General features: G+C 43.7%; 21 protein-coding genes and 1 pseudogene. 12 read left to right on the top strand and 10 right to left on the bottom strand.

Annotated elements, in window-relative coordinates; genetic code table 11:
• Window positions 1-11 precede the first annotated feature (11 nt).
• Window positions 12-1,385: an MATE family efflux transporter gene (locus L1D37_RS08120; protein WP_239847525.1), complete on the top strand. Its 1,374-nt coding sequence runs from the start codon at window positions 12-14 to the stop codon at window positions 1,383-1,385.
• A gap of 9 nt (window positions 1,386-1,394) precedes the next feature.
• Window positions 1,395-2,309 (top strand): LysR family transcriptional regulator, encoded by a 915-nt coding sequence (locus L1D37_RS08115; RefSeq protein WP_239847524.1) that lies wholly within the window; start codon window positions 1,395-1,397, stop codon window positions 2,307-2,309.
• A gap of 129 nt (window positions 2,310-2,438) precedes the next feature.
• Here the strand turns inward: L1D37_RS08115 and L1D37_RS08110 are convergent, their stop codons facing one another.
• Window positions 2,439-4,511, bottom strand: coding sequence for an alkyl sulfatase dimerization domain-containing protein (locus L1D37_RS08110; RefSeq protein ID WP_239847523.1), 2,073 nt, complete (start codon window positions 4,509-4,511; stop codon window positions 2,439-2,441).
• 189 nt (window positions 4,512-4,700) lie between these two features.
• Between L1D37_RS08110 and L1D37_RS08105 the strand changes: the two genes are divergently transcribed.
• On the top strand, window positions 4,701-5,615 hold the full coding sequence (locus tag L1D37_RS08105) for a LysR family transcriptional regulator (RefSeq protein WP_239847522.1): 915 nt from the start codon (window positions 4,701-4,703) through the stop codon (window positions 5,613-5,615).
• Window positions 5,616-5,714: 99 nt separating this feature from the next.
• On the opposite strand, the gene L1D37_RS08100 is transcribed toward L1D37_RS08105, so the two are convergent.
• A complete protein-coding gene (locus tag L1D37_RS08100) occupies window positions 5,715-6,611 on the bottom strand; it encodes a DMT family transporter (protein WP_239847521.1) in 897 nt (298 codons plus the stop codon).
• Window positions 6,612-6,820: 209 nt separating this feature from the next.
• Here L1D37_RS08100 and L1D37_RS08095 point away from each other — a divergent pair, with 209 nt between their 5' ends.
• Window positions 6,821-7,210 carry a VOC family protein gene (locus L1D37_RS08095; RefSeq protein ID WP_239847520.1) on the top strand — a complete coding sequence of 130 codons (390 nt, stop codon included), beginning with the start codon at window positions 6,821-6,823 and terminating at the stop codon, window positions 7,208-7,210.
• A gap of 51 nt (window positions 7,211-7,261) precedes the next feature.
• Window positions 7,262-7,786: a hypothetical protein gene (locus tag L1D37_RS08090; protein WP_239847519.1), complete on the top strand. Its 525-nt coding sequence runs from the start codon at window positions 7,262-7,264 to the stop codon at window positions 7,784-7,786.
• Window positions 7,787-7,839: 53 nt separating this feature from the next.
• Here L1D37_RS08090 and L1D37_RS08085 read toward each other — a convergent pair whose 3' ends face one another.
• Together L1D37_RS08085 and yegD are read right to left on the bottom strand one after the other, a co-directional pair.
• Window positions 7,840-8,754: a DMT family transporter gene (locus L1D37_RS08085; protein WP_239847518.1), complete on the bottom strand. Its 915-nt coding sequence runs from the start codon at window positions 8,752-8,754 to the stop codon at window positions 7,840-7,842.
• Between the two features lie 162 nt (window positions 8,755-8,916).
• Window positions 8,917-10,269 carry a molecular chaperone gene (gene yegD, locus L1D37_RS08080; protein WP_239847517.1) on the bottom strand — a complete coding sequence of 451 codons (1,353 nt, stop codon included), beginning with the start codon at window positions 10,267-10,269 and terminating at the stop codon, window positions 8,917-8,919.
• Window positions 10,270-10,565: 296 nt separating this feature from the next.
• Here yegD and L1D37_RS08075 point away from each other — a divergent pair, with 296 nt between their 5' ends.
• The 3 genes from L1D37_RS08075 (at window position 10,566) to L1D37_RS08065 (ending at window position 13,851) form a co-directional block, all read left to right on the top strand.
• On the top strand, window positions 10,566-12,005 hold the full coding sequence (locus tag L1D37_RS08075) for a 6-phospho-beta-glucosidase (protein ID WP_239847516.1): 1,440 nt from the start codon (window positions 10,566-10,568) through the stop codon (window positions 12,003-12,005).
• Window positions 12,006-12,115: 110 nt separating this feature from the next.
• A complete protein-coding gene (locus L1D37_RS08070) occupies window positions 12,116-13,114 on the top strand; it encodes a LacI family DNA-binding transcriptional regulator (protein ID WP_239847515.1) in 999 nt (332 codons plus the stop codon).
• 176 nt (window positions 13,115-13,290) lie between these two features.
• The gene (locus L1D37_RS08065) at window positions 13,291-13,851 is read left to right on the top strand and encodes a sugar O-acetyltransferase (RefSeq protein ID WP_239847514.1); all 561 of its coding nucleotides are present in this window, start codon (window positions 13,291-13,293) and stop codon (window positions 13,849-13,851) included.
• A gap of 51 nt (window positions 13,852-13,902) precedes the next feature.
• Here the strand turns inward: L1D37_RS08065 and L1D37_RS08060 are convergent, their stop codons facing one another.
• Entirely contained in the window at window positions 13,903-15,090 is a 1,188-nt protein-coding gene (locus L1D37_RS08060) for an MFS transporter (RefSeq protein ID WP_239847513.1), read from the bottom strand.
• A 284-nt stretch (window positions 15,091-15,374) separates the two neighbouring features.
• Here L1D37_RS08060 and L1D37_RS08055 point away from each other — a divergent pair, with 284 nt between their 5' ends.
• Entirely contained in the window at window positions 15,375-16,256 is an 882-nt protein-coding gene (locus L1D37_RS08055) for a LysR family transcriptional regulator (RefSeq protein ID WP_239847512.1), read from the top strand.
• On the opposite strand, the gene L1D37_RS08050 is transcribed toward L1D37_RS08055, so the two are convergent.
• From L1D37_RS08050 to L1D37_RS08030, 5 genes and pseudogenes are all read right to left on the bottom strand, one after another.
• Window positions 16,231-17,217: a LysR substrate-binding domain-containing protein gene (locus L1D37_RS08050; protein ID WP_239847511.1), complete on the bottom strand. Its 987-nt coding sequence runs from the start codon at window positions 17,215-17,217 to the stop codon at window positions 16,231-16,233. The genes L1D37_RS08055 and L1D37_RS08050 overlap by 26 nt on opposite strands.
• A 166-nt stretch (window positions 17,218-17,383) precedes the next feature.
• A complete protein-coding gene (locus L1D37_RS08045) occupies window positions 17,384-18,571 on the bottom strand; it encodes a GGDEF domain-containing protein (protein ID WP_239847510.1) in 1,188 nt (395 codons plus the stop codon).
• A gap of 65 nt (window positions 18,572-18,636) precedes the next feature.
• Complete coding sequence (locus L1D37_RS08040; protein ID WP_239847509.1) at window positions 18,637-19,395, bottom strand: helix-turn-helix transcriptional regulator; 759 nt, start codon at window positions 19,393-19,395, stop codon at window positions 18,637-18,639.
• Window positions 19,396-19,681: 286 nt separating this feature from the next.
• A pseudogene (locus tag L1D37_RS08035) lies at window positions 19,682-20,120 on the bottom strand (transposase); the annotation flags it as partial.
• Window positions 20,121-20,422: 302 nt separating this feature from the next.
• A complete protein-coding gene (locus tag L1D37_RS08030) occupies window positions 20,423-21,280 on the bottom strand; it encodes a LysR family transcriptional regulator (RefSeq protein WP_239847508.1) in 858 nt (285 codons plus the stop codon).
• A 395-nt stretch (window positions 21,281-21,675) separates the two neighbouring features.
• Between L1D37_RS08030 and L1D37_RS08025 the strand changes: the two genes are divergently transcribed.
• The 3 genes from L1D37_RS08025 to cpaB are packed head-to-tail and all read left to right on the top strand — an operon-like array spanning window position 21,676 to window position 23,246.
• Window positions 21,676-21,882 carry a Flp family type IVb pilin gene (locus tag L1D37_RS08025; protein WP_239847507.1) on the top strand — a complete coding sequence of 69 codons (207 nt, stop codon included), beginning with the start codon at window positions 21,676-21,678 and terminating at the stop codon, window positions 21,880-21,882.
• Window positions 21,806-22,354, top strand: a complete 549-nt coding sequence (locus L1D37_RS08020; RefSeq protein WP_345779430.1) for a prepilin peptidase — start codon at window positions 21,806-21,808, stop codon at window positions 22,352-22,354. The genes L1D37_RS08025 and L1D37_RS08020 overlap by 77 nt, the downstream gene beginning before the upstream one ends.
• Window positions 22,355-22,403: 49 nt before the next feature.
• On the top strand, window positions 22,404-23,246 hold the full coding sequence (cpaB, locus tag L1D37_RS08015; RefSeq protein ID WP_239847505.1) for a Flp pilus assembly protein CpaB: 843 nt from the start codon (window positions 22,404-22,406) through the stop codon (window positions 23,244-23,246).
• Window position 23,247 lies beyond the last annotated feature (1 nt).

Here is a 23,247-nt window from a genome sequence, read left to right as displayed (position 1 = left end):
TGAACCGACCTATGTTGATGCGATCCGCGACTTTGAAAACCATTATTGATAAAACGCTGCCCCTGACGCTGGGTGTGTTTGCGATCATGATGGTGCAACTGGTCGACTCGATTTTTATCGGTCAACTTGGGGTGAATGAGCTGGCGGTTCATGGTATTACCTTGCCATTTCAGGCGGCATTTACGGGTGTTCAAGTGGGCATTGGTGTGGCAGCGACGTCTATTATTTCTCAGGCGGTGGGTGCAAAAGAGCAACGAAAATCGACCTCAATCGCCACGCTATCGGTTGGCTTTGGTGTCACAATCATTGCTTTGATTTGCGTCGGGTTAGTGGTTTTTAGCGACTCTGTTTTTGCATCGTTTGTCAATGATGTGTCTGAGGCGCAATACCAATCTATGTTGTCGATTTTTAATGTGTATTGGCCGCTATGGTTGTTCAGTGCACTGACTGTCGCTGCGCTTTATTTGGCAACCTGTGTTTATCGAGCAAACGGTGATACCAAAACGACAGGCAGCATGTTTTTGGCAGCGAGTGTGATCAACCTGATTCTCGACCCTATTCTGATCTTTGGCTTGGATATGGGCATTGCAGGCGCAGCGATTGCGTCCAGCATTGGTTACGCATTCGGTGCGATTTACATGTTGGTTAAATCACGAGGTAAAGGGTGGTTTGGCTTTAATGGTGCGTGTAATGACCAGATCAGAGGTTATAGCTTCGAGTTAATTAAGACGGTCATTCCTACTACAGCGAATCAGATTCTACCCGCGGTAAGCGCGTTCGTTTCTGTGCTTTTGATTGCTCGAATCGGCACAAGTGAGATGGCTTTTTGGAGCCTGTTAGCACGTGTTGAGAGCTTCATGTTGGTGTTTTCACTTGCTCTGACCATGTCGATTCCCCCTATGATAGGGCGTTACTTAGGTGCGCAGCAGCGATGTAAAATCCCTGAGTTATTAAATACTACTGCGAAGTTCCTATTGATTTTCCACACCGCGATGGCGGCACTATTAGCCATTTTTAGTGGCTGGATTATTCCTGTGATTTCAGAAGAACAGAGCATTCGAAGTTGGTTTGAGGTGACTTTGTTGTTCATACCATTTAGCTATGGACCATTGGGGCTTTGTATGTTGGTGGCTTCGGTGTTTAACGCATTGGGAGTGCCTCGCAAAGCGTTGAATGTGTCCTTCTCTCGCCTGTTTGTGTTCTACATTCCGGCAATATGGCTAGGGGCGCTAACCGGAGATATGATCAATGCGGTTATTGCTGCGACCATCGCCAATGTTTTAGCGGGCGCTTTTGCATGGTTTAAGCTTAATGCCTATATTAAAACTCACATTATTCCTCGTGCCGCTGCTGCCAATAAGCAGTGTACACTCAGCGCAGGCTAATAAATATTGATGAATATTGAACATCTAAAATTGTTTGTGCGACTCGCATCTACGCACAATATCAGTCAAGCCGGACAAGAACTGGGGTTGTCGCCTCCGGTTGCCAGTATTCATATTGGTAAGCTGGAAGAGAGCCTTGGTGCTCGTCTCGTGCATCGCACCACGCGAAAGGTGTCTCTTACTGAAGAGGGCATGGCATTTCTCCCTCACGCTAAACAAATTTTGTTGAGTGTGGAGGCGGGTGTTGCGTCTGTCGGAACCGGTAACGAACTGCCAAAAGGTGTATTACGAATATCGGCTCCGTCATCGTTTGGTCGAATGCATGTTATGCCCGCGTTGAAAGGCTTTTTAGCTAAGTATCCTGATTTGTCGGTCGATATTTCACTGAGTGATTCAATCGTCGACTTGGTTGATGGTGGCTTTGATGTAGCGATCCGTAATGCCGAGCTGCAAAACTCAAGCCTGATCGCCCGTAAGCTTTCTACGGATAAACGCATTTTGTGTGCGTCGCCAGAATACTTAGCTACTCATGGTTATCCGGAAACGCCAGAAGACCTAAAGCAGCATCAATGTATCAATCAAACCGGTTTAGAAGGTTGGACATTTGATACGCCCGAAGGTGATGTCACCATCAAGAAAAAGGGTGCGATTCGTGTCGATCATGGTGAAGCGGTAAGGGATGTGTGTGTTGATGGTTTGGGGATTGCGATGTGCGCGTCATGGATTGCTTACAAGCAGCTGGCTGAGGGTACATTGGTTGAGGTGTTACCGGATTACCCGTTGAAAGATGCGGCTGCAATTTGGGCGGTATACCCAAGTGCTCAATTGCTTGCGCCTAAGGTGCGTGTCTTTATCGATTACTTTGTTCAGTATTATGGTTCGCCATCTTATTGGGACTGTGAAGTGAACGGTCAAACGCAGTAAATCACCCAACTACGACACAATACACAAGAAAGCCCCGACCGAAGGTTGGGGCTTGTTTTTATGTTCTTTATAGAACGTTTTTTCTAGCTAACTGCTTGTTGTTTTTATTAGGTTTAATGTATCGGGCGTTTAATGAGCGTGCACAGCTGAATCTTGGTATAGCTTAGCGTCTACTTCTTCGCCTTTATTCGGGCGTGGGACAATCTCAAACGAGGTGTCGGCTTCTGTTAGTGAAGACAACAGCTTGTTCAAAGACGACTTGTCGCCTTTCACGCCTGCTTGTCCTTCTTCTAAAAGCTGATTGAGTGTCGTTTTCTTCAACACGATGTCAGACACGTCTGATTTATTGATGATCAGTGTGGTGTCAGCCTCTTGCAGTTCGCTCACTTGAATGTTGTTTAGGTTGCCGTTCGACATCTCTACGTAGTAGAACTCTTTCACGTCAGGCAGCTGAATGTTCATGGTGAACGGCGTGTCTTGTGCCTTCAATGAATCCACTTTTACTGCTAAGTAATCCAGCAGGTTTTCGATGGTCATGTTCGCTAATACATCCGGAGAAGCCGTTTTTGGTGCGCCCGGTTGTGTGCCGATACGCAGCTCCTGTGCCCCTGTCAGGTAGATGTTTCTCCAACCTGCACCTTCAGATTGGTAACCCAGTTGCTCGTAAGTATCGGCCAGTAAGCCACGTGCGACTTTATTTTCTGGCTCTGCTTGAACAACCTTGTTCAACGCCGTTGCGACAAAGCGGTATTCACCTTGTTTAAAGTCTTGCTGCGCTTTTTCAATCACAGCATCGCTGCCACCCATGTATTCAACAAATTTGACCGACTCCGGGTGAATTTGTAGCGGGTTCAGGTTCGCAGGGTTCATATCGAAGTAGCCAAGGTACATGTTGTACACCGCGCGAGCGTTATGCGAATAAGTGCCGTGATAACCATTGGTGTGCCAAGATTGTTGAATGCTGTCTGGCATTACTTTGTAGATCTCGTCACCAATGTCTTGAAGAACCACGCCGTTATTCGCCAAGCGAAGGGTTTGGTTGTGAGTAAAACCGTACGCGTCACGCTGCATTTTTAGGTAATCAGAGATCTCTTGCTCGCCCCAAATTGGCGATGAGTGAGAAGCAAACAGCACCTCGGTTTCTTCACCCCAAGTCACCAACATCTCGTTGATCTTCTTAGACCACTTCAAGCCATCACGCACCTTTGCGCCACGTAGCGTGTAGAGGTTGTGCATGCCTTGATAAGTCAGTTCGCCCGTCCAAAGTGCTTTCATGCTTGGTATATACGTCACCATTTCAGACGCGGCTTCAGTGCCCGATGCATCCATGAATTGCATTTCTAAGCCGTCGATAACCAGCGTTTCAATCTCTTCGTTATGGTTCAGTTCGTAATCCGGCAATACGTAAGTGATGGTACCTGTCGACAAGCCTTTCGCGAGTGCTGCATCCACAATACCGTGTTCATGGCGATTCAGTGTTGCGCCATATTGATAAGCGGTACGGCGAGACATCGCGTTACCCGCTAATACGTTTTCATCTACGATTTCTTTAGTGATGTTTTTAGAGCCATACACTTTTACATCTGGATACGCTTCTTTGATCGCTCTCGCTCCACCAAAGTGATCGGCGTGTGAGTGAGAATAGATCATCGCGACGATAGGTAAGTCACCGCCGTCAGGGACATTCTTTTGGAAAAACTTAAGCGATTTCTCCGCCGACTCTTTAGTGAGCAGAACGTCATAAGCGATCCAACCGTTGTCACTGCGGATAAAAGAGATAGACGCTAAATCGGCACCACGAACTTGGTAAACCTTACCTGGGACAACCTCATACAGGCCTTCGGCAGCTTGGTTCAATACCGCTTGTCGCCACAATGATGGGTTGACTGAGTCTGGTGCTTTGTCGGCGTTGGTGACACTGGGTTCGATAAAGTTGAAGCTGTTTCGGATGATATCGCCAGTTTCTTGGTCGAAGCTCGCGATCAGACCTCTGTTGTTATTGTCGAAGGCGCGCGTGTCTGAGTAGTTCAGCGTTTTCGCAAATTCTTGGTTGGCTTTTGCTGTCATCTCGGTCGCGTCTTTGCCACCTTGATCGCCAATTTCACTAAAATGTGCATGGTCGTGATTCGCTGCAATGGATGGGAATGCAAGAGAGATTGCAAGGAACAGGGATGCGTTCTTGAAAGTACGTGAAGTTGTCATTAGCGCCTCTTCAATTCTAATTTCGTTTCGATGAGGAAATTGTATGACTAACACATATAGTAAAAAATAAAGTAAGCTTTATTTAACACATCACGAACTGTTATGTGTTGTACGCTTTATCAGTGACCTATTGAAACCGAACCTTGTCGTATGCTCGATACGACCTCAAGCGAACATGGAGAGATAGCCGTGAGTGATGTTGAAAAGTTAGACCTGAATTTACTGAGCGTGTTCTTGGAAGTGTATCGATTAAAGTCGATTACCTTAGCCTCGGAATCCCTTGGTATGACTCAACCCGGAGTCAGCGGTGCATTGAAGCGACTGCAATCTCAACTGGATACAGATCTCTTTATTCGAGAAGGGCGCGGGATCACTCCGACCAATGCGGCGGTGCAATTGGCAATCCGAGTTGAACCTGCCTTAGAGGGGATAACTAACGCAGTCAGCACCCTAAAGCAGTTCGATACTCAGCAGCATCATGTGTTTCGCATTCTGGTTAACGAGATTGGCCTCACCAAGCTTCAACCTCTTGTCGAGCAAGATGATACGCTGGGTAATATCTCAATCGAGTTCAACATGGTGCCGAATAACGAAGAAGAGTTATTGCAGAGCTTGAGTATGCAGCAGGCGGATTTAGCCATTGATGTTCACTATCCGCAAGTGAATGGCTACATGAAGCAGCCAGTAATTGAAGATGAACTGGTACTCATTGCCAGAAAAGGACACCCCAGAATCAATGGCTCGGTGACCGAAGAACAATATTACAACGAAAAGCACGTTACTTTTAGGATGCGTCGTACTCGCTTGTATACCGCGGATTACTTCACTAAGTCGCCACTCAAGCAACGTAAGGTCAGCGCAGAGTGTGACTCGCTGATGACCATGTGTGTATTGGTGTCGGGCTCAGATTGCGTAGGCAGTACATCGCGTGATTTTGCCAATCAATTTGCAGAAGCCTTCCAACTGCAAGTGCTAGATCAACCGTTTGAAATTCTGCCAATGCAGCAATATATGATTTGGCATAAACGAACCGATGTGAACTCGGCTCACCAGTGGCTGCGAAACAAGATTCAACAATACATGAACAAGTCTGCAATCAGTTAAATTTCTAGACAACACTTATAAAGACGGCCTCGAAAATGAGGCCGTTTCTGTATCTGATTGTTCCACTTTTATTGCTTTAAAGGCGGAATTGATTTGAGCCTAACTCGCTTTTTGTCGGCGCTTTTCACGTGCGTTTTTGATCATCTGAGCTGGGGATAAGCCCGTCACCAACATAGTTCCTGTGATAACAAGAATGGAACCAACCACGGTGTTGATACCAATCGCTTCATCTAAGAACAAGTTCCCCCAAAGAATACCAAACACTGGAATCAAGAAGGTGACTGATAGTGCTGAAGGTGCGCCAAGCTCATTGATGAGGTTGAAATAAAGTAGGTACGCTAGCCCAGTACAAACAGCGCCCAACAAGATGACCGACGTGGTAATCGTGAGATCGGGGGCTTCTCTCATCGGAATGAAGAACACAAATGGCAATACGATTAATACTGCCGCCCACATGCTGCCGTGCGCGTTATTGAAGGCTTCTACTTTTGGAGCTGTCTTGGTGTAGTTAGAGGCGATACCGTAACTAAACGCCGCCATAACTGCGGCAAAAATAGGAACAATGGCTTCCTGCCCAATGTTCATCGCATCCCAACCGACCAGCACACATACGCCTGTGACGCCGATACCTAACCCGAGTAATACCTTGCTTTCAAGCGCTGTTTTTGTCCAAATCGCTCCGATGATCGCTGCCCAAATTGGCGCTGTGGAGTTAAGAATGGCAAGGGTCGACGCATTGAGTGTTTGAGCCGCATAAGCGAAAAATAGAAAAGGAAGCGCGGTGTTAAACAACCCAAGAATGAAAAAGTGCTTAGCGTGAGCATTAAAAGAGAGCTTCCTTTTCAGATAAAAAGAAACCAAGAGTAGGGTGATTGCTGCGCACAAAACTCGCGCTTCAATTAGGACTGCTGGGCCTAAAGGGTTAGCCGCAATTCTCATGAAAAGGAACGAGCCTCCCCATATTGCAGCTAGCATGATCAGTTTTAAAAAGCTCACAGTGTAAATCTCGGATTGTGTAAAAACCCGACTATGGATCAAAGCTATGTATTACACAAACTTAGATGTTAATACTGTGCAGCTAATTGTTGTTATTTTGATAATTCAATCGTTCCTTAAATAGGAACATCTTTGATGAATTCTGTTCTGTTTATCCTTCCTTATTTGGCGAGTAATCTAGTGTCATACGTAAACATTAGGTGATAAAAATGAAGATTGAACATATCGCGATTTGGACCAAACAACTCGAAGTACTTAAACGCTTTTATGAAGATTACTTTAGTGCGACATCTAACCAGAAATACCATAACCCAACCAAAGGCTTCTCGTCTTACTTCTTGTCTTTTGAGAGTGGTAGCCGTTTAGAGATCATGGAAATGGACTCGGTACCTGAATCGAAAGATGACATCTATGATCAATTCACCGGCTTCATTCATATGGCTATTTCATTAGGGTCGGAGCAGGCAGTAGATGAGCTTACTCGCCGCTTGGTTGAAGAGGGTTATGAGCGCTTAGATGGACCAAGAAGAACTGGTGATGGTTATTATGAGAGCTGTGTACTCGATCCTGATGGTAATCGCTTGGAACTTACCGTTTAATGTAGAGACTTAATGGAGTGACTCATCTACGAACGGAACTGAGGTATTACAATGATCAAGCGTGCTGTGACTTTTCTTTTTAGTCTTGGGCTTATGGGATGTGCTACCTCAGAACCGGTTTATGAGCCAGGGACTGACTCTAAGCCTGAACCATCACAGCCAATAGGCTACCTCGGCTTTAAAGCTCACCAAGAGTGGGCGATTAAGTTCAATGACTGCACCGTTTATGATTTAACTGGTGCACAGCCTTACCAATGGTTTGATCGTACTTCAGAGTCTGTCAGCTGTTATACGTTTAAGCCAACCGATGCTATCGAGCCTCTGCTGGTTTACACCAATGCTGACTTCAACAGCAACAAACTCACTCCGATTAATCGCTTCCAAGAACTGCAAGTATCAGAATCAGGCTGGGGCAGTTTTCCTAGCGTTTATGAGACAAGCGGTACTAATTGGCTGAGAGTCAAAGAAGGTTGGATTCACCTCACTTTAGCCGATCAAACACTCGTACAGTTCTATCCTGGAACTCAAGACCAGTCTGGTAAATCACAACACGACCAGTATTTTGAGCAGCATTGATGTTGGGATAACAAATAGCCCCTATCAAATGTGTAGGGGCCTTAAGTCGTGAATTACTGGGCTTTCTTTCGCTTGATTACAAAGGGCATAACCGCACTGAAAACGATCACTGCCGCGCCAATTAACGCCAAGCTGTTTGGTAATTCCGCGAACAACAGATACCCAAGAATCATTGAGTAGATCATCTGTGAATATTCGACATTCGATACCACGTTCGCTTCTCCCCACTTGTAGGCAGTGACGCCAAACCATTGGCCGATGGAAGAAATCACGCCGACCAACACCAATAAAGCCAGTTCAGACCCTGTTGGCCATTGCCATTCAATGATCGCAGGGATAAGTGCGACGGCTCCAACAAAGATCGCTTGATAAGCCAGTACCACAACTTTCGATTCTACATTCGCCATTTTCCTTACGCAGATAACGGCAATTGCTGCGCCTAACGCAGCCACTAAGCCCGTTCCAACGTAGAACAGAGATTCGCTCTCTAGAGTAGGTTGCACAACCAACATCACCCCAGTAAATCCCACTAATATGGTCGCCATTCTTGCCCAGCCTACGTTTTCTTGTAGGAACAGACGGGAAATGACTGCCACAAATAATACCTTTATAAACCCTAACGCCGTTGCGTCGGCAAACGGGATGTTACTCACGGTTAAGAAGCTAAAGTAGAGCGCGATGAATGCCCCGGTGACACGCCATACATGCATCGACACCATCTTAGGATTGAGCATCGCATCCATGTTACTGACGATAGAGGGTATCAGTAGGGTGACAAAAACCAGCTGTCGGAATAGCAATATTTGGAAAATATCGATGGTCTGGCTGAGCTCTCGCACGATCACGCCGACTAAAATAAACAGCGCGTTTGAGATTAAAGCGAGTGCAATTCCTTTTGCGGGATTGGATAGTCCATTAAAAAAAGAAAGCAGCGGCTGAGGGACTGCAAAGGAACGATGGATAGACATAACACACCTCGTGATAAGTGAGTGCAGAGCATAAGGTCTACACTGGTAGACAGGTCAATAGATGGGAGTAGTAAGCGAGCAATACCCCATTGAAGAATCAATGAAGGCATTGCTAGAGGCCGCTGGTTTTCATTTTGCCAGCGATACAGCGAGTCGAGGTCGTTATCTAAAACGCAGGTCTGCCCAACGAGCCAAGCCTGCGGTCACTGAGCTAAAGTAATTACCTGCCACGATAGGCGTGCTCGGTACAACTGATTGAATTGCGTCACGCAAAATAGGTGAACGAGCCGAACCGCCCGTCATGTAAATCACATCCGGCTTAGTTTGGCTTTGGGCTAGAGCTTCTTTTACTAAGGCTTGTATTTTACGAGTTGGGTCTGCAATGGCGTCTTTCATATGTTCGCTTAACATTGGGATGGTTAGTAGTTCATTTTTTAGGTCGATACTTGCCTCGTAATGCGCTTGTTCACCCAATGCTATCTTTGCGTTCTCGGCTTCTTTGATTAGGCCGTAACCTAAGCTGTTCTGTTGAACCTTTATCAATCGAGCGAGTTTCTCTGGCACCAGAGATTCACCCATTAAACTCTTGAGCTCGATTAGGTTATCGCTACCGTAGAAACGTCGTTGAGCTTGTACATCATTGATGGCGATAGGGTTCCAAAACTGAGTAATTGGAATTGCTAAGCCTGATTTGCGTAAGCTGTGAATACCGAACTCAGACATAAAGTTCTTAAAGGCGACAAAAATATCCAGATCATTACCGCCGATCAGTTGGCCAGTATGACCAAGTAAAGATTCAGAACGTTCAACTTTTCCGACCCATTTAGGTCCCATACGTATCATCGAGCAATCGGTGGTGCCTCCACCAATATCGACGACCAACACATTCTGTTCTTCGGTTAACGTTGATTCGTATTCAAGCCCTGCCGCAACAGGTTCGAATTGAAACTCAACCTGTTTGAAGCCAGCGCGAGTGGCAGCTCTCTCTAGAATGCCTTGAGCTTGCAAGTTGGATGCGTCACCACCACGGCCTTGAAAGTTAACCGGGCGACCGATTACCGCTTGAGTGATATCTTGTTGAATAGATGCCTCAGCTTGGCATTTCACATTCGCCATCATGGCACAGACCAAATCTTCAAAAAATGACAGTTGTAGATCCCTTAACCCTATAGTGCCAAGGAACGATTTCGGTGATTTAACGTAGTAGATCTCTTTAGGGTCTTCTAAGTAAAGATCGAGCGCGGGTTGCCCGAAACGTACATCATCAGATTGAACCTCAATGCCTTCATTACGGTTCATCTTCATTGCGCGACTAAGAACACTTTCACCGATTTCACCAATCGGTTTGATGTCCAAACAACGAAACAAATACTCTGAAACTGTTTCTGCGGTTGGCGCGCTCAATGTTGAAGGGATGTAGTAGTTATTGCCCACTAAAGGGATCTGTTTGACCTCTTGATTCACCACCTGAGCAACCGAACAATTTGCGGTTCCGTAATCAAATCCAATAGCCATAATCTCTACCTCATCTAACAGTTTTACGTGGTTCACAGGCCGTATTTGAGCCTGTGGATTGCTTGTCATGCCACAAGCAAGCCGCGTAGTCTAAAGCCTACACTTGTAGACGGGTCAAACGAGAATTTGAAGTTTATCTAATGTAGTGAGAGCCCTCTCTGATCAAAAAAAGATCAAAAATGCATTGTTGAAACCGGTTTCAGTCTGTATCTTTACTTTTATTGAAATCGGTTTCAGAGTTGAAGTCGCTTCTCTGATCCTGATCTTTTCACGAACAACTTGTAGCGAGTAATGGTATGAACAACGAATTTCCGAACGATTTTTTATGGGGCGGTGCGGTTGCAGCGCATCAGCTAGAAGGCGGCTGGGATGCGAATGGTAAAGGTGTGAGTGTGGTCGATGTGTTAACGGCTGGTGCTCATGGTGTTCAACGTCGAATTACCGATGGCGTCATCGACGGCGAAAACTACCCAAACCAAGTAGCGGTTGATTTCTACCATCGCTACAAAGAAGACATTAAGTTATTCGCTGAGATGGGCTTCAAGTGCTTTAGAACCAGTATTGCTTGGACGCGTATTTTCCCGAATGGTGATGAAGCCGAGCCGTGTGAAGCGGGTTTAGCGTTTTACGATGACCTGTTCGATGAGCTGTTGAAATACGATATTCAGCCAGTAGTGACACTGAGCCACTTTGAAATGCCTTACCATCTAGCCAAAGAATACGGCGGCTGGATGAACCGTAAAGTGATCGACTTCTTTGTTAAGTATTCGACTACGGTGATGGAACGCTACCAGCACAAAGTGAAGTACTGGATGACGTTTAACGAGATCAACAACCAGATGAACACCTCGGCAGACATCTTTGGTTGGTTATGCTCTGGCGTGAAGTTTCCACAATACGAAAAGCCGCAAGAAGCCATGTATCAAGCGGTCCACCACCAGTTTGTCGCAAGCGCATTGGTGGTTAAGAAAGGCCACGAGATCAACCCAGATCTTCAGATCGGTGCAATGTGTGCGATGGTGCCTTTCTACCCTCGTTCTTCAAAGCCCGAAGACATCATGGTAGCGCAGCAAGCGATGCGTGATCGTTACTTCTTCTCAGATGTGATGGTTCGAGGTCGCTACCCAAGCTACGCCAAGCGTGATTGGGCTATCAAAGGCTTTAATATCGAAATGCAGCCTGAAGATGAGCAGATCCTAAAAGAAGGTAAGGCCGATTACTTAGGCTTTAGTTACTACATGTCGAATACTCTGGATTCTTCTTCGCATCAATCGACTGAAGAAGCTATGGACGGCGGCCATCAAAACTCGGTTGATAACCCGTTTATTAAGTCGAGCGACTGGGGCTGGCCGATTGATCCAACAGGTTTACGTTTCTGTTTAGCTTCTCTTTATGAGCGTTATGAAGTGCCATTGTTCATCGTTGAAAATGGTTTTGGCGCGGTCGATACCATTGAGGAAGATGGCAGCATTAATGATGACTACCGCATTGCTTACCTTGGCGACCACATTAAAGAGATGAAAAAAGCGGTTGCGATTGATGGCGTTGACCTGATGGGTTATACCCCTTGGGGCTGTATCGATTTGGTGTCGTTCACCACAGGTGAGATGAAAAAGCGCTACGGATTCATTTACGTAGATAAGCACAACGATCAATCTGGTTCTTTAGAGCGCAAACGCAAGAAGTCGTTCGAGTGGTATAAAGGTGTGATTGCATCTAATGGTGCCACTATTTAGAATGCGTTGTGCTGCGTAGTTACAAACAATATAAAGTTATACGCAATATGAATTAGCATTAAATTAGTCGGCTTATGTCGGCTAATTTTTTATATGAGGAAAATAAGCAAATGGTCACAATGCTTGATGTCGCGAACCGCGCAGGTGTATCAAAGTCGACGGTTTCTCGTGTCTTAAATGGCAAGAATATCGTGCGCCCTGATGTGGTGAAAAAGGTCTTTGATGCGATTCAAGAAACGGGCTATCGACCAAACCTGTTAGCTCAGCAATTGGCGACCAAGAAGACCAACTTCATCGGCTTTGTTATCACCAATGAGCTGTTCAACGGCCCTTACTTCTCTTCCTTGATGTATCACGCGGCTTCTTATAGCGAAAAATCGAATCACCAACTGGTTATCACCGATGGTAAACACAGTGCTGAAGACGAAAGGAAGGCGATCAATTTCCTACTCGACATGAAATGCGCCGGCATCATCATTTATCCGCAATGTTTAACGGAAAGTGAGATAGCGCAGATTATCGAAAGCACTGATACGCCGATTTTAGTGCTCAACCGAGAAATGCCTTCGAAGCCCAATCATGCAATCACCACAGACCATTACCAAAGTGCTTGTTTGATGGTTGAACACATCATCGAGCAGGGTCATATAGAGATTGCGGTCATTCGTGGTAAAGCAGGCTCGTCGACCGATGAACAGCGTTATCAAGCCTATCAAGATGTGCTCACCAAGCACGATATTAAGCTAAACGAATCTAACGTTGTTCAAGGCGATTGGACGATGGAAAGTGGCTACCGTGCCGCGCAAATTTTAGTTGAAAGCAAAGCAAGCTTTACGGCTATATTGTCTGAAAACGATGACATGGCGATTGGTGCGATTAAAGCGTTAACAGAGCTGGATTATTCATTGCCTAAAGACATCTCTATCGTGGGTTTTGATAACAGTAAAGTGGGTGCGTTTTTAACACCAAGCCTTACCTCGGTGAGTGTGCCATTAGAGCAAATGACGCAAAAGGCGATTCTGCAAATTGTCGGTGAAACTGAGCAAGCGCAAGCCTTGAGTACGACGGGCAGTTTAGTGATTCGTGATTCAGTTGTTCAGCGTATTTAAGCTTAATTAACAGAGAGTCGATTTCATATTTAGCCTACAAAAAGTGATGGGCTACACATCTCTGAAATCGAGCTCAAACCTTGCTTACTCCGTTTTATTAGATGTGCGATATTGCGTTTTTTGGTCGATGTGTTGACCATTATTAGGTAAGTAATGTGAAAGAGTAGGTAAGTAACGTGAAAACAGAAAAACAAAAAATGCTGGCTGGTGAGCCTTATTTAGCATGGGACGAGCAGCTGTATGGCGAGCGAATCGAGTGTCGTAAGGTTCTACAAAAACTCAACAATAGTATCCCTGATACAGAAGAGTGGCGCACGGCGATTGATACGCTGATCCCTGATTCGGAAGGTGCCTATTTAGAGCCGCCATTTCGTTGCGACTACGGTTCAAACATCAAACTGGGTAAGAATTTTTACGCCAACTTCAACTGTGTCGTGCTAGATGTCGCAGAAGTAACGATTGGCGACAATGTGCTGTTCGCTCCTAATGTTCAGGTGTTAACAGCAGGACACCCGCTTGATGTGAAGAGTCGTGTTGACGAAGGTGTAGAGTTCGGTACTCCAATTTCGATTGGTGACAATGCTTGGATTGGTGCAGGTGTGATCATTTGCCCTGGCGTGAACATTGGTAAGAACAGTGTGATCGGTGCGGGTAGTGTGGTGACCAAAGATATTCCAGACAATGTGGTTGCAGTCGGTAACCCGTGTAAAGTTTTGAAAGCGATTGATAACGCCTAATTATCAGATTTAAATGATAAAGCCCGAACTTAGATTCGGGCTTTGTTTTTGCTAGATGTTAGATGGAACAGCTTGTTGAGCTTTCTTTTTATCCAACGCACCACTGCATCGAGTCAATCCAAGAGCAATTAAAACAATCACAGCACCGACCCAAGGGGTGTTCATTAGCCCTGACTCTGCAACAATCAAACCTCCGCCCCAAGAGCCTATGGCGATACCGACGTTGAAAGCGGCAATATTGAGTCCAGATGCCACATCTACTGCGTCTGGTGTGTATTTCTCTGCCAGTTTAACAACATACACTTGTAGCCCCGGTACGTTGCCAAATGCGAATGCACCCCAAACCAAAATGGTCGCCACTGATGCGTATGGGTTAACTGCGGTAAAGTTGAACACCACCAATATAGCTGCCAGACCAGAGAAGATGACTGTCAGCGCTTTAATTGGGCCCATTTTATCGGCCATCTTACCGCCCCAGATGTTACCTACCGCGACGGAAACTCCGTAAACCAACATGATTAAGCTGATAGAGCTTGAATCAAACCCTGACACGTTTTCAAGTATTGGAGCAAGGAAGGTAAAGGCTGTAAATGTGCCGCCGTAACCAAGCGCTGTGATAGCGTAAACCAATAATAAGCGAGGCTGAGTCAGTACCTTTAATTGTGCTGAAATTTTAGCCGCTGGTGGCTGTTTAAGGTTACTCGGAACTAAAATAGCGCTGCCAATCAGAGCGATAAGGCCAAGCAATGCAACGATCAAGAAGGTTGCTTGCCAGCCAAATGTTTGGCCGATGTAAGTACCCAGCGGCACACCCGTTACTAATGCGACGGTTAAACCGGTAAACATGATCGCGATTGCGCTCGCTGCTTTGTCTTTAGAGACCAATCCTGTCGCTATGGTCGACCCAATTGAGAAGAACACACCATGAGCAAGGCCAGTAAGAATACGTGCCGCGATTAGCGTGTTATAGCCCGGAGCCTGCCATGCCAATAAGTTACCGACAACAAACAGAGACATCACGGTTAACAGCACCAATTTACGGTTCCATTTTCCCGTTAAAGCTGTGAGTACTGGTGCGCCAATCGCTACGCCTAACGCATACAAACTCACTAAGAGTCCAGCTGATGGCAGTGATACATTCAGGTCGCTCGCCATGGTAGGAATCAAGCCTACGATGACAAATTCTGTGGTTCCGATGGCAAAGGCGCTGAGCGTCAATGCGAGTAATGCTAAGGGCATAATCATCTCTCTTACTATTCTGTGTTAAGTATCGAGCGCGATAAAGTGGGGCAGTTTGTGGCTGCAATAAGAGCGCTTCGTTTGATGGGGAGGATTATCTAGCAAAATATATTTGTGAAAAATGCCACTATTAACAAATAACTTTTGTGTTATCTGCAATAATACAGAGTAATTAAACGGTAGGTTGTGAGCTACTTAATCCGTTAGGTGTTTAACAGATACAACGTTCAATCGACTAAGCACTCTAGTAACTTCAACCAAGATGAGAGTGGATAAGGATCCTTATGCTAACGCGATCAGATGATTTGGAAATGGTGTTGACCGTGGTTGATGCTGGTGGTTTTTCAGCGGCAGCAGAGGCGTTGGATGTTCAGGTGGCGAAGGTATCTCGCTCTGTCAGTAAGGTTGAATCTCAATTGGGCGTATCGATATTTAACCGAACCACAAGGCGTGTCGAGCTAACCGAAGAGGGACGTCAGTTCGTCGATTCTGTTCGTCTCGGTTTGCAGATGATTCAGAGCGCTGAAGAGGAGATTGTATCGCGCGGTGAACTGCCAAAAGGACGATTAAGAGTCGATGCAGCCAGCCCTTTTGTATTTCATCAGTTGGTGCCTTTGGTGCAATCATTTAATGAAGCTTTTCCAGATATCGAGCTCGAGCTAACCTCAAACGAAGGCTTTGTTGATCTATTAGAAAAGCGCACCGATGTCGCGATACGAATTGGTAAGCTTGCCGATTCAACACTCCATGCACGCCCATTGGGTAAGAGTTTGTTGTATATGGTCGCTTCACCAGAGTATTTGGCGAAGCGTGGTATTCCACAGAAGGCAGACGATCTCAGCAGTCATCTTACGGTCGGTTTTTCGGATAATAAGGTGCTTAATCAATGGCCGTTGCCCAATCACCATTATATTGAGCCAAACGTCAAAGCCAGCAGCGGTGAAACCATCAGGCAGTTAGTATTGGCAGGAAATGGCATTGCGTGTTTGTCTGGCTTTATGGTGCAGCAAGATATCTCGGAAGGTCGGCTAGTTCCTGTATTGGAAAAAGTGAAATTGAATCACACAGACAGAGAACTGGTGAATGCGGTGTTCTACAAGTCGTCATCGGTATCCAAGCGTATCTCCGCGTTTATCGATTTCATACAGCCTCGGCTGAATTTGTAGTAGGGATTTCTAAAGTCCCTAATTCACTGACGGGATCACTGAACTCCAGCTCAAGGTGATGATTGGCTTTAGATACGATCTCCCTCAGCCAACGATGTCCGGCGTCATTGTGTCGTGCTGGATGCCAAAACATAGCAACCTTAATGTTTTCGGTAATGAAGTCACAAGGAATGAGCTTTAAGTTTGAATTTTTTAGATATTTGCTGAGTAATCGTTTAGGGAACAGACTGATGTGATGACTATTTTCAATCACACTCATCATCTCCACTATGCTGTTAGCACTCCACACGATATCACGTTCTCTTAGGATCTTTTCATAACTCAACCCTTTGTCGTGTAAGTAAGTTTTCCTCTGGCTCGACGTGGTGTGCACGACATGTTTTTCGAATAAAAACTGGTTTTCAGATACGATAGAGGTCGTTAAGCGCGGGTGATCCTTGCTGCACAATACGCATAACTCCTCATTCAGTACCTCTTGGGACTTAAGCCCTGAGTACTGTCCAAAATCGATATCAATTGATATGTCATATTGGTTTCTGAGTAGCGATTGCATATCCGAGTTAGATGCATTTGAATCCACATTTACAGTGACATTGGGCGCTTGATTGAATATGAAGTTGGAAACGATAGGGAGTAAACTTAATCCGATGACTGACACCGTTGAGATCATGAAGTTTCGTGAACTGGTTTCAGGATTAAAGTTAGAGAGAAGGGGAGTGGTGAGCCTAATTTGATGAATCGCGTCGGCAAGGTGTGGGTAAATGCTTTTTGCTAACTTACTGGGTGAAACACCATGGCTTTCACGAAAGAAAAGAGGATCATCAAATAGTATCTTGAGCTTATGGATGCTTTGACTCACTGCTGATTGGCTAATGCTAAGACGATGTGCAGCAGCACTGATATTTCGTTCTTCCATGACCGCAATGAAGATTGGAATTAGATTGAAATCGGAATGTTTCATAAATCGATGTAAAGTAATGGCTATGAAGGGTATCGTGCGCCTAGTCCGTTAATTGATGACTGGCTGAGATAATGTTTAGTTGAGAATATTACAATATAGACTTTGTTTTGTAGACTTTGCGGTCATTTATACAAACTAGAGGCGCTATGTTCAGAAATAACTGCGTTTAAATGTAGCTCTGCACTAAGTTTCGGCCTTGTCTTTTAGCTTGGTAAAGCATCTCATCTGCGATTGAAACAACTTCTTCGACGGGTTGGTTAGGTAATAATATTGCTAGTCCTAATGACGCTGAAACTCCTCCCATTGACATAATCCGAAGCTTCTCATCTTCAGCGATTCTTTCCCTTAGTCTCTCTGCTAATTTTTTGGTGTCGGAAAGAGTTTGAGACTTAACGATGACAATGAACTCATCGCCTCCGATGCGGTAGCACTCGTCATTACAGCGAACATTTTCAGATAGAATCTTTGCTACTCTGATGAGGATTTCATCTCCGGTAGGATGTCCATACTGATCATTGATATCTTTAAAGTGGTCAAGGTCGATAACAATCACCGAGATACATGGGTGTTTTAGGTGCTCATGCTTCATCCTAACGTTTGCTGATTGTAGATAGGTTCGATTTTTCAAGCCGGTCAGAGTGTCAGAAGTTAATTTGGTATTTGTATTGTGTTGATACTGCGCAAAAGTAGCCAAGAGAATATAGCTAGCAAGAATGAGCAATAGAACCTCTAAAAGGCTCTGCATTTCATTTTTCAGCTGGATGACTGAACTTGTCACATCATCGAAGACGAGCACATTACCATCGAGTGCGGGTAGAGGCACTTTTATCAGGTGGAAGTAGCGATTTTTCTGTGTATCCAATTGGTGCAAGTTGAGTGAAAGTAGGGATATAGGGGTTACTTTCAGCTGTGGAGTGACTTCAGAATTAAGCGGTGAAGAAGAGGAGAAGCTAACACGAATAGGGTCCCCTGAAAGTAGGAAAAACTGGTTATTTCGGTCATGAAGAATTATGTTTCGTGCACTAGAAATAGGCATTTTTGCAAAGTGATAATTTAAGGTGAAGCGGTTTTTGACTTCTTGCAAAAGAGCTTGTCCTACCCTTCCTGTGAATAACGTTTTACTTTCTAAAATTGGATTTTCCTCAAAGCTAGTAATAATCTCTTTGAAAATAGAGAGGTTGTATTCAACATTATTCTCAATGAGATTTGAAATTAACTCTTTTCTTTTCTTTTTCTCAACCTCTATTGAATATACTACACGACTGATACTGTTATAATGGAGACACGACACTAGAAAGCTAATGCCAAAAATCAATATGTTCCTTTTAATAACAAGAAAGTTAAGAACACTCATAACTGCCTATTCTCTCGTCTAAAGCAAATGAAATTATACTCTACTTAAGTTATTGTTTAGCTATTTCAAGAATACACTCCGCGATGGTGACAGTTCAGAGTCCATTGAGCCTGAGAGAATCGTGATATCAGTTGATTTTGACTATGGCAGTGAGTTTTATGAAGAATACTTTTGATTTGAGTTCGTACCGTTTCTTTTGAAACATTTCGAATACTAGATATCTCTGGCCCGGTAAAACCCTTTATTAACAACTCTAAAACGTTGAACTCTGACTTTGTGAGTGCAGAGGTAATATCAATGTTTTTGGGCTCTGAGTACTTTTTCCAGAAATGCATCATAGTATTATGAGCAACCCATGAGTTAGACCATGCAGCCATGATATTGGATACAAGCTCTAACTGCTTGGTTTGATGCTCAGGTAATGATTCTACACTGTGAAAGATAGCAACCATTTTATGTTCATAGTTTAGAGGACAGAAAATAGAATATTTACTTAGGTGCTTGGTGATTATTGATAGTTTTTGATGATCAAATATTCGATTCTCTAGCACATTGTCGTAGGTAAAGTTTAAGATGTTTTTCTGATTGCATAGCGTTGAATCAATATAACTTTCGATGTTTTCTGATATTCTTTTACTGATGGATATTCGTTTAGAAAGGCTTTCTAAATTTTCAAAGATTATGTCCATACCTTCAGAGAGAATGATAAGACTAACATGCTCAATTCCGACTTTTTCTAGTCCTTCACGAACTTCAATTTCCAGTTCGTTTGGAAGATAGGAGATATTTTGATCTGTCAATTCGTTATTGTTTTTTTTAACCATACAGTAGCCAACACTTTTTTAATTGTATCGATATAGAACGTATTAATATTAATTCATTTTGTTAGATTACTATCATCACCCTATTGGGTGAAATTTAAAGAAAATTTAACAAAGTGATAAATTAAATGATTGAGATCAAATTACATGCGATTCCTTACTTTTTATAATTGACTATAAATAATTGTTAATCAATGCTATATCCCTAATATCAGATATAAGTTGAGCTGTAAAACTTTCCATTATCGCTATAATGCAACATGTAACTTTGGTTCTTGTTTTACCTTAACCGCTTTTTCCACTTCTTGTTAGAGCCGTGGAGCTTCTGACAACCTACCGCTAGATTACGAGGGTGTCCTCGCTCCCAAAAGGCAGCCCCTTCTTGTGGCGAGATAAGCGCTATCACCAGATGTCTCAATGATTTTACGGCGTGTTTGCTTGAATAAATTGGGGAGCACTTCGGCATCGGTTACGTTGGATAAGCTCAGCTCTGCTGCGACTATTTTGTGGATGCTGGTATCTACTTCGATATGCAGCTTACGCCATACTCTGCGTTTCCCATCAGTGCGGTAGTGATCGCCAAGTCGCTGAATCGGCGAGGTCTACCACGCTTACCTTGTTTGTGTTGCTATTGTTTCTTCATCAATCCAAAAGATTAGAGAACGACGGTTGTTCAAGGCTCTATTGTACTGTTTCCAGTTGGTTGTTTTGTCACGAGGTTTAGACATGAGGCTTTGATTTAGTTCCATCGATTTAAGCAACAAAGCCGTTTTTCTCATGAGAACCCCTTTTTCTCAATGGAAGATGTCTAGCGATATGAACGGAGTAACCCTTACCTATACGGTTACTAATTTTGATATAAATCACGAGTACTATTTTAATATATGGAAATGCTAGTTTTACAAATGATATCAATTTCTATTAACTTCTCCCCTAAAAATGTAGGAGGTAGTTTAAAACTAATAGTATTTAAGTACTTATTTATAATGTACCTAACCAATAGATAGAAAAGGGGTATTTGGCTTACGTATTACACAATCCTAATAACTTTCCTTGGTGCCAGTTGTTCACAGAACCATTGATGGTATCGACTCTGACTTTCATTCGCTTGGCTGACGATAGCCGTTGTCACTTTTCGGCCAAATAAATAGGGGTGATTGTTTACCTTTACAAGATGCTCATTATTCAATGCTTCGATGATAAAATCGGGAAGTAGAGCGATGCCTGATTGTTGGCAGCAAAGGTTCACAATGGTATTGAGGTCTTCACACTGCCAGATGTGATGTTGTTTCATAATTGATGCATTATTAATTTCTTTGCAACCTTCAAGTAGTAATAATCTTGCATCCTGATCACAGATTAATGCTTTATGAGCAACCCACCAAAAGTTGATGTTAAAAAGCTCAGTAAATCTAAATTCATACATATTTTTATGGTAGGGATTGGCAATCGCGAGATCGAGTTCCCCATGGGCAAGCATCTCACCTAGTACTGAACTAGGTCTAGTTACGAGTTTGAGGTTTGTGTCCGGAAAGGCTTTGGAAAACTCGTGTACTCCATGACGAACGGTATGGTTAGAAAGTAGGGGATCAATACCGACACGATATACGACTTGATCTGATTCATTCATTGTCGTCATAGTCTGCAGCAACGCCTGATATTCAGTGATAAGGGGGGCTGTCATTTCATAAAAGCGCGCCCCTTTGTGCGTTAAGAGCGCCTTCCTCTGCTCCCTCTTAAACAAGGGAAAACCTATGTTTAACTCTAGACTTTGAATCGCTGTACTGATGGTAGGTTGACTTTTATGTAACTTACGGGCTGCTCCACGAAACGAACCCTCATCGACAATAGTGACGAACGACAATAATTGCTCAAAACTGAGATGCATAATATATCCTTATATTGATACATGAGGGAAGGCTGACAGTTGTTCTCTTCTTAGACTACTTAAAAAGTCGCACATTTGTCTTCACCCATATTGGTGATAGATTCATTTTTATTTATTCCTTAATTTCTTAAAATAGCGATAAATTTGTGACATATTTCACATAAGTTATTTTATGTTTATTTGATGTTATTTTGATTTTTATCAAACATTTGAATTTATATAGTCTGAGTTATGATTATATTTAGCGTTAAACGTTTATTGTTGATAATTATATAAGATGGCTGATAGATAAAATTTATCATGGTGAAAATGTTCATATTTTTATTTAGGTATACAGTTATAGCAACAGATTTAATTACTAATAGTAAAGTTCACCACCACAAGGAGTACACATTATGTTGACTAACTTATATTGCAAAATAAAATCCTTTTTAACCACCTTTAAGAATGATGAACGTGGCGTCACTGCAATTGAATATGGGTTGATTGCTGGGGCTATGGGAGCAGTTTTGATCGCGGCATTTTATGGTACAGGAGGAATTAAAGAAAGCCTTGATACTGCTTTTACTGCCATCAAAACCGCATTATCAACAGCTTATTAATCATGTGATGATTTTATATTTAACTATTCTCCTGACTGTATGTGCTTGTTGCTCATTAATCGATATTAAGTTCAGGATAATTAAGATGGTAGCACTATTGTTAATATTGTTCATACAAGTTTATCTTCTCTCTCTTGGAGGGTGCTTATATTTTTCAACAACATCAATAGTGCTATTAGCTGGTGTTATCGTTTATTCATTTAGATTGTTAGGTGGTGGTGACATTAAATACGCTGCTGTACTGTCACTGAGCCTACCGATGGAGTTGTTACCAAGTGCATTGTTATTAACCATGTTAGCTGGTGGAGTCCTAGCCAGCTTTTATTTGTTATTTAACTTTGTTCGACGAATAAAAGCCAACGTGAATGGAGGAGTAGATGATAGCCAATACAATGCTGGTATCCCTTATGGGGTCGCAATCAGTGTTGGGTTTTATGTGATGATTTTTAGCCATTGGGTGAACTATATATGATTTAGCACTGTCACCCCTATCTCTAAATGATGTTGAATGGAGGCGACTTATGAGATCGCGGATTGTCCTTTTTATTGCGTTGCTTGCCTTTGGTTTCGGTTGTTATGGTTTAATTGACATGATAACCCAGACTCAACAAGCGTCTCCTACCACTGCTGACCAACCAGCACCTGTCACTAAACAATTCGTCGCGGTTTGGTCGCTCAATCGTTCCTTATCTCGTGGCGAACCGATTTCTACGTCGGATGTCACCAAGCAACAGCTTGTGTTGAAAGACGCACTCTCTTACGGCATCAAAGAAGACACGGTGATTGATTTCTCACCCTCAACTTTACTCAATCGTGACCTGAACAAAGGCGAGATTATCCTTCCTGAATATCAAACCCCGCAAGGAGGGGCTGGTTACATAGACCTGTTGATCTCTGAGGATATGACCATCTATCCGCTGCAAGTCAGCGCGACGAATTTAGTTGAAGACTATATTCGCCCTGGCGTGTTTGTCGATGTTCTCACTGTGAGCTCACCTTCCAGTAATTTAGCAGACAATGCCGACCACCCATCTGAGTTTCATGGCGTAAAAGCTTCGCTGTTTCTAAAACACGTCAAAGTACTAGCAATCGACTATATCGATCCTGAAAGTAAAACCTCAAGCGCTAAGGTCATTAAACCGAGTCAAGAAGCGAAAGCTGGTTACAGCACTGTGGTGATTGAGATTCATCCAGAGCAGTTAGCGAACATAGCATTGGCGCAGCGCACCATGCATATGGAAGTGTATCGAAGCCAAACCTATAAAAAGCCTGTTTACGCGGAAGTGCGTAATGTGATTACCAATTACACCGGCATTGAAGAGTATCGCGGAACAAACAAAACAGCGAGCACAGAAGGATTCTAGT

It is taken from the genome of Vibrio sp. Isolate33, from assembly GCF_022397895.1.
GTDB classification, from domain to species: Bacteria; Pseudomonadota; Gammaproteobacteria; order Enterobacterales; family Vibrionaceae; genus Vibrio; species Vibrio pomeroyi.
The sequence above is the reverse complement of the archived record's forward strand: the minus strand, read 5'-3'. Positions and strand labels throughout refer to the sequence as shown.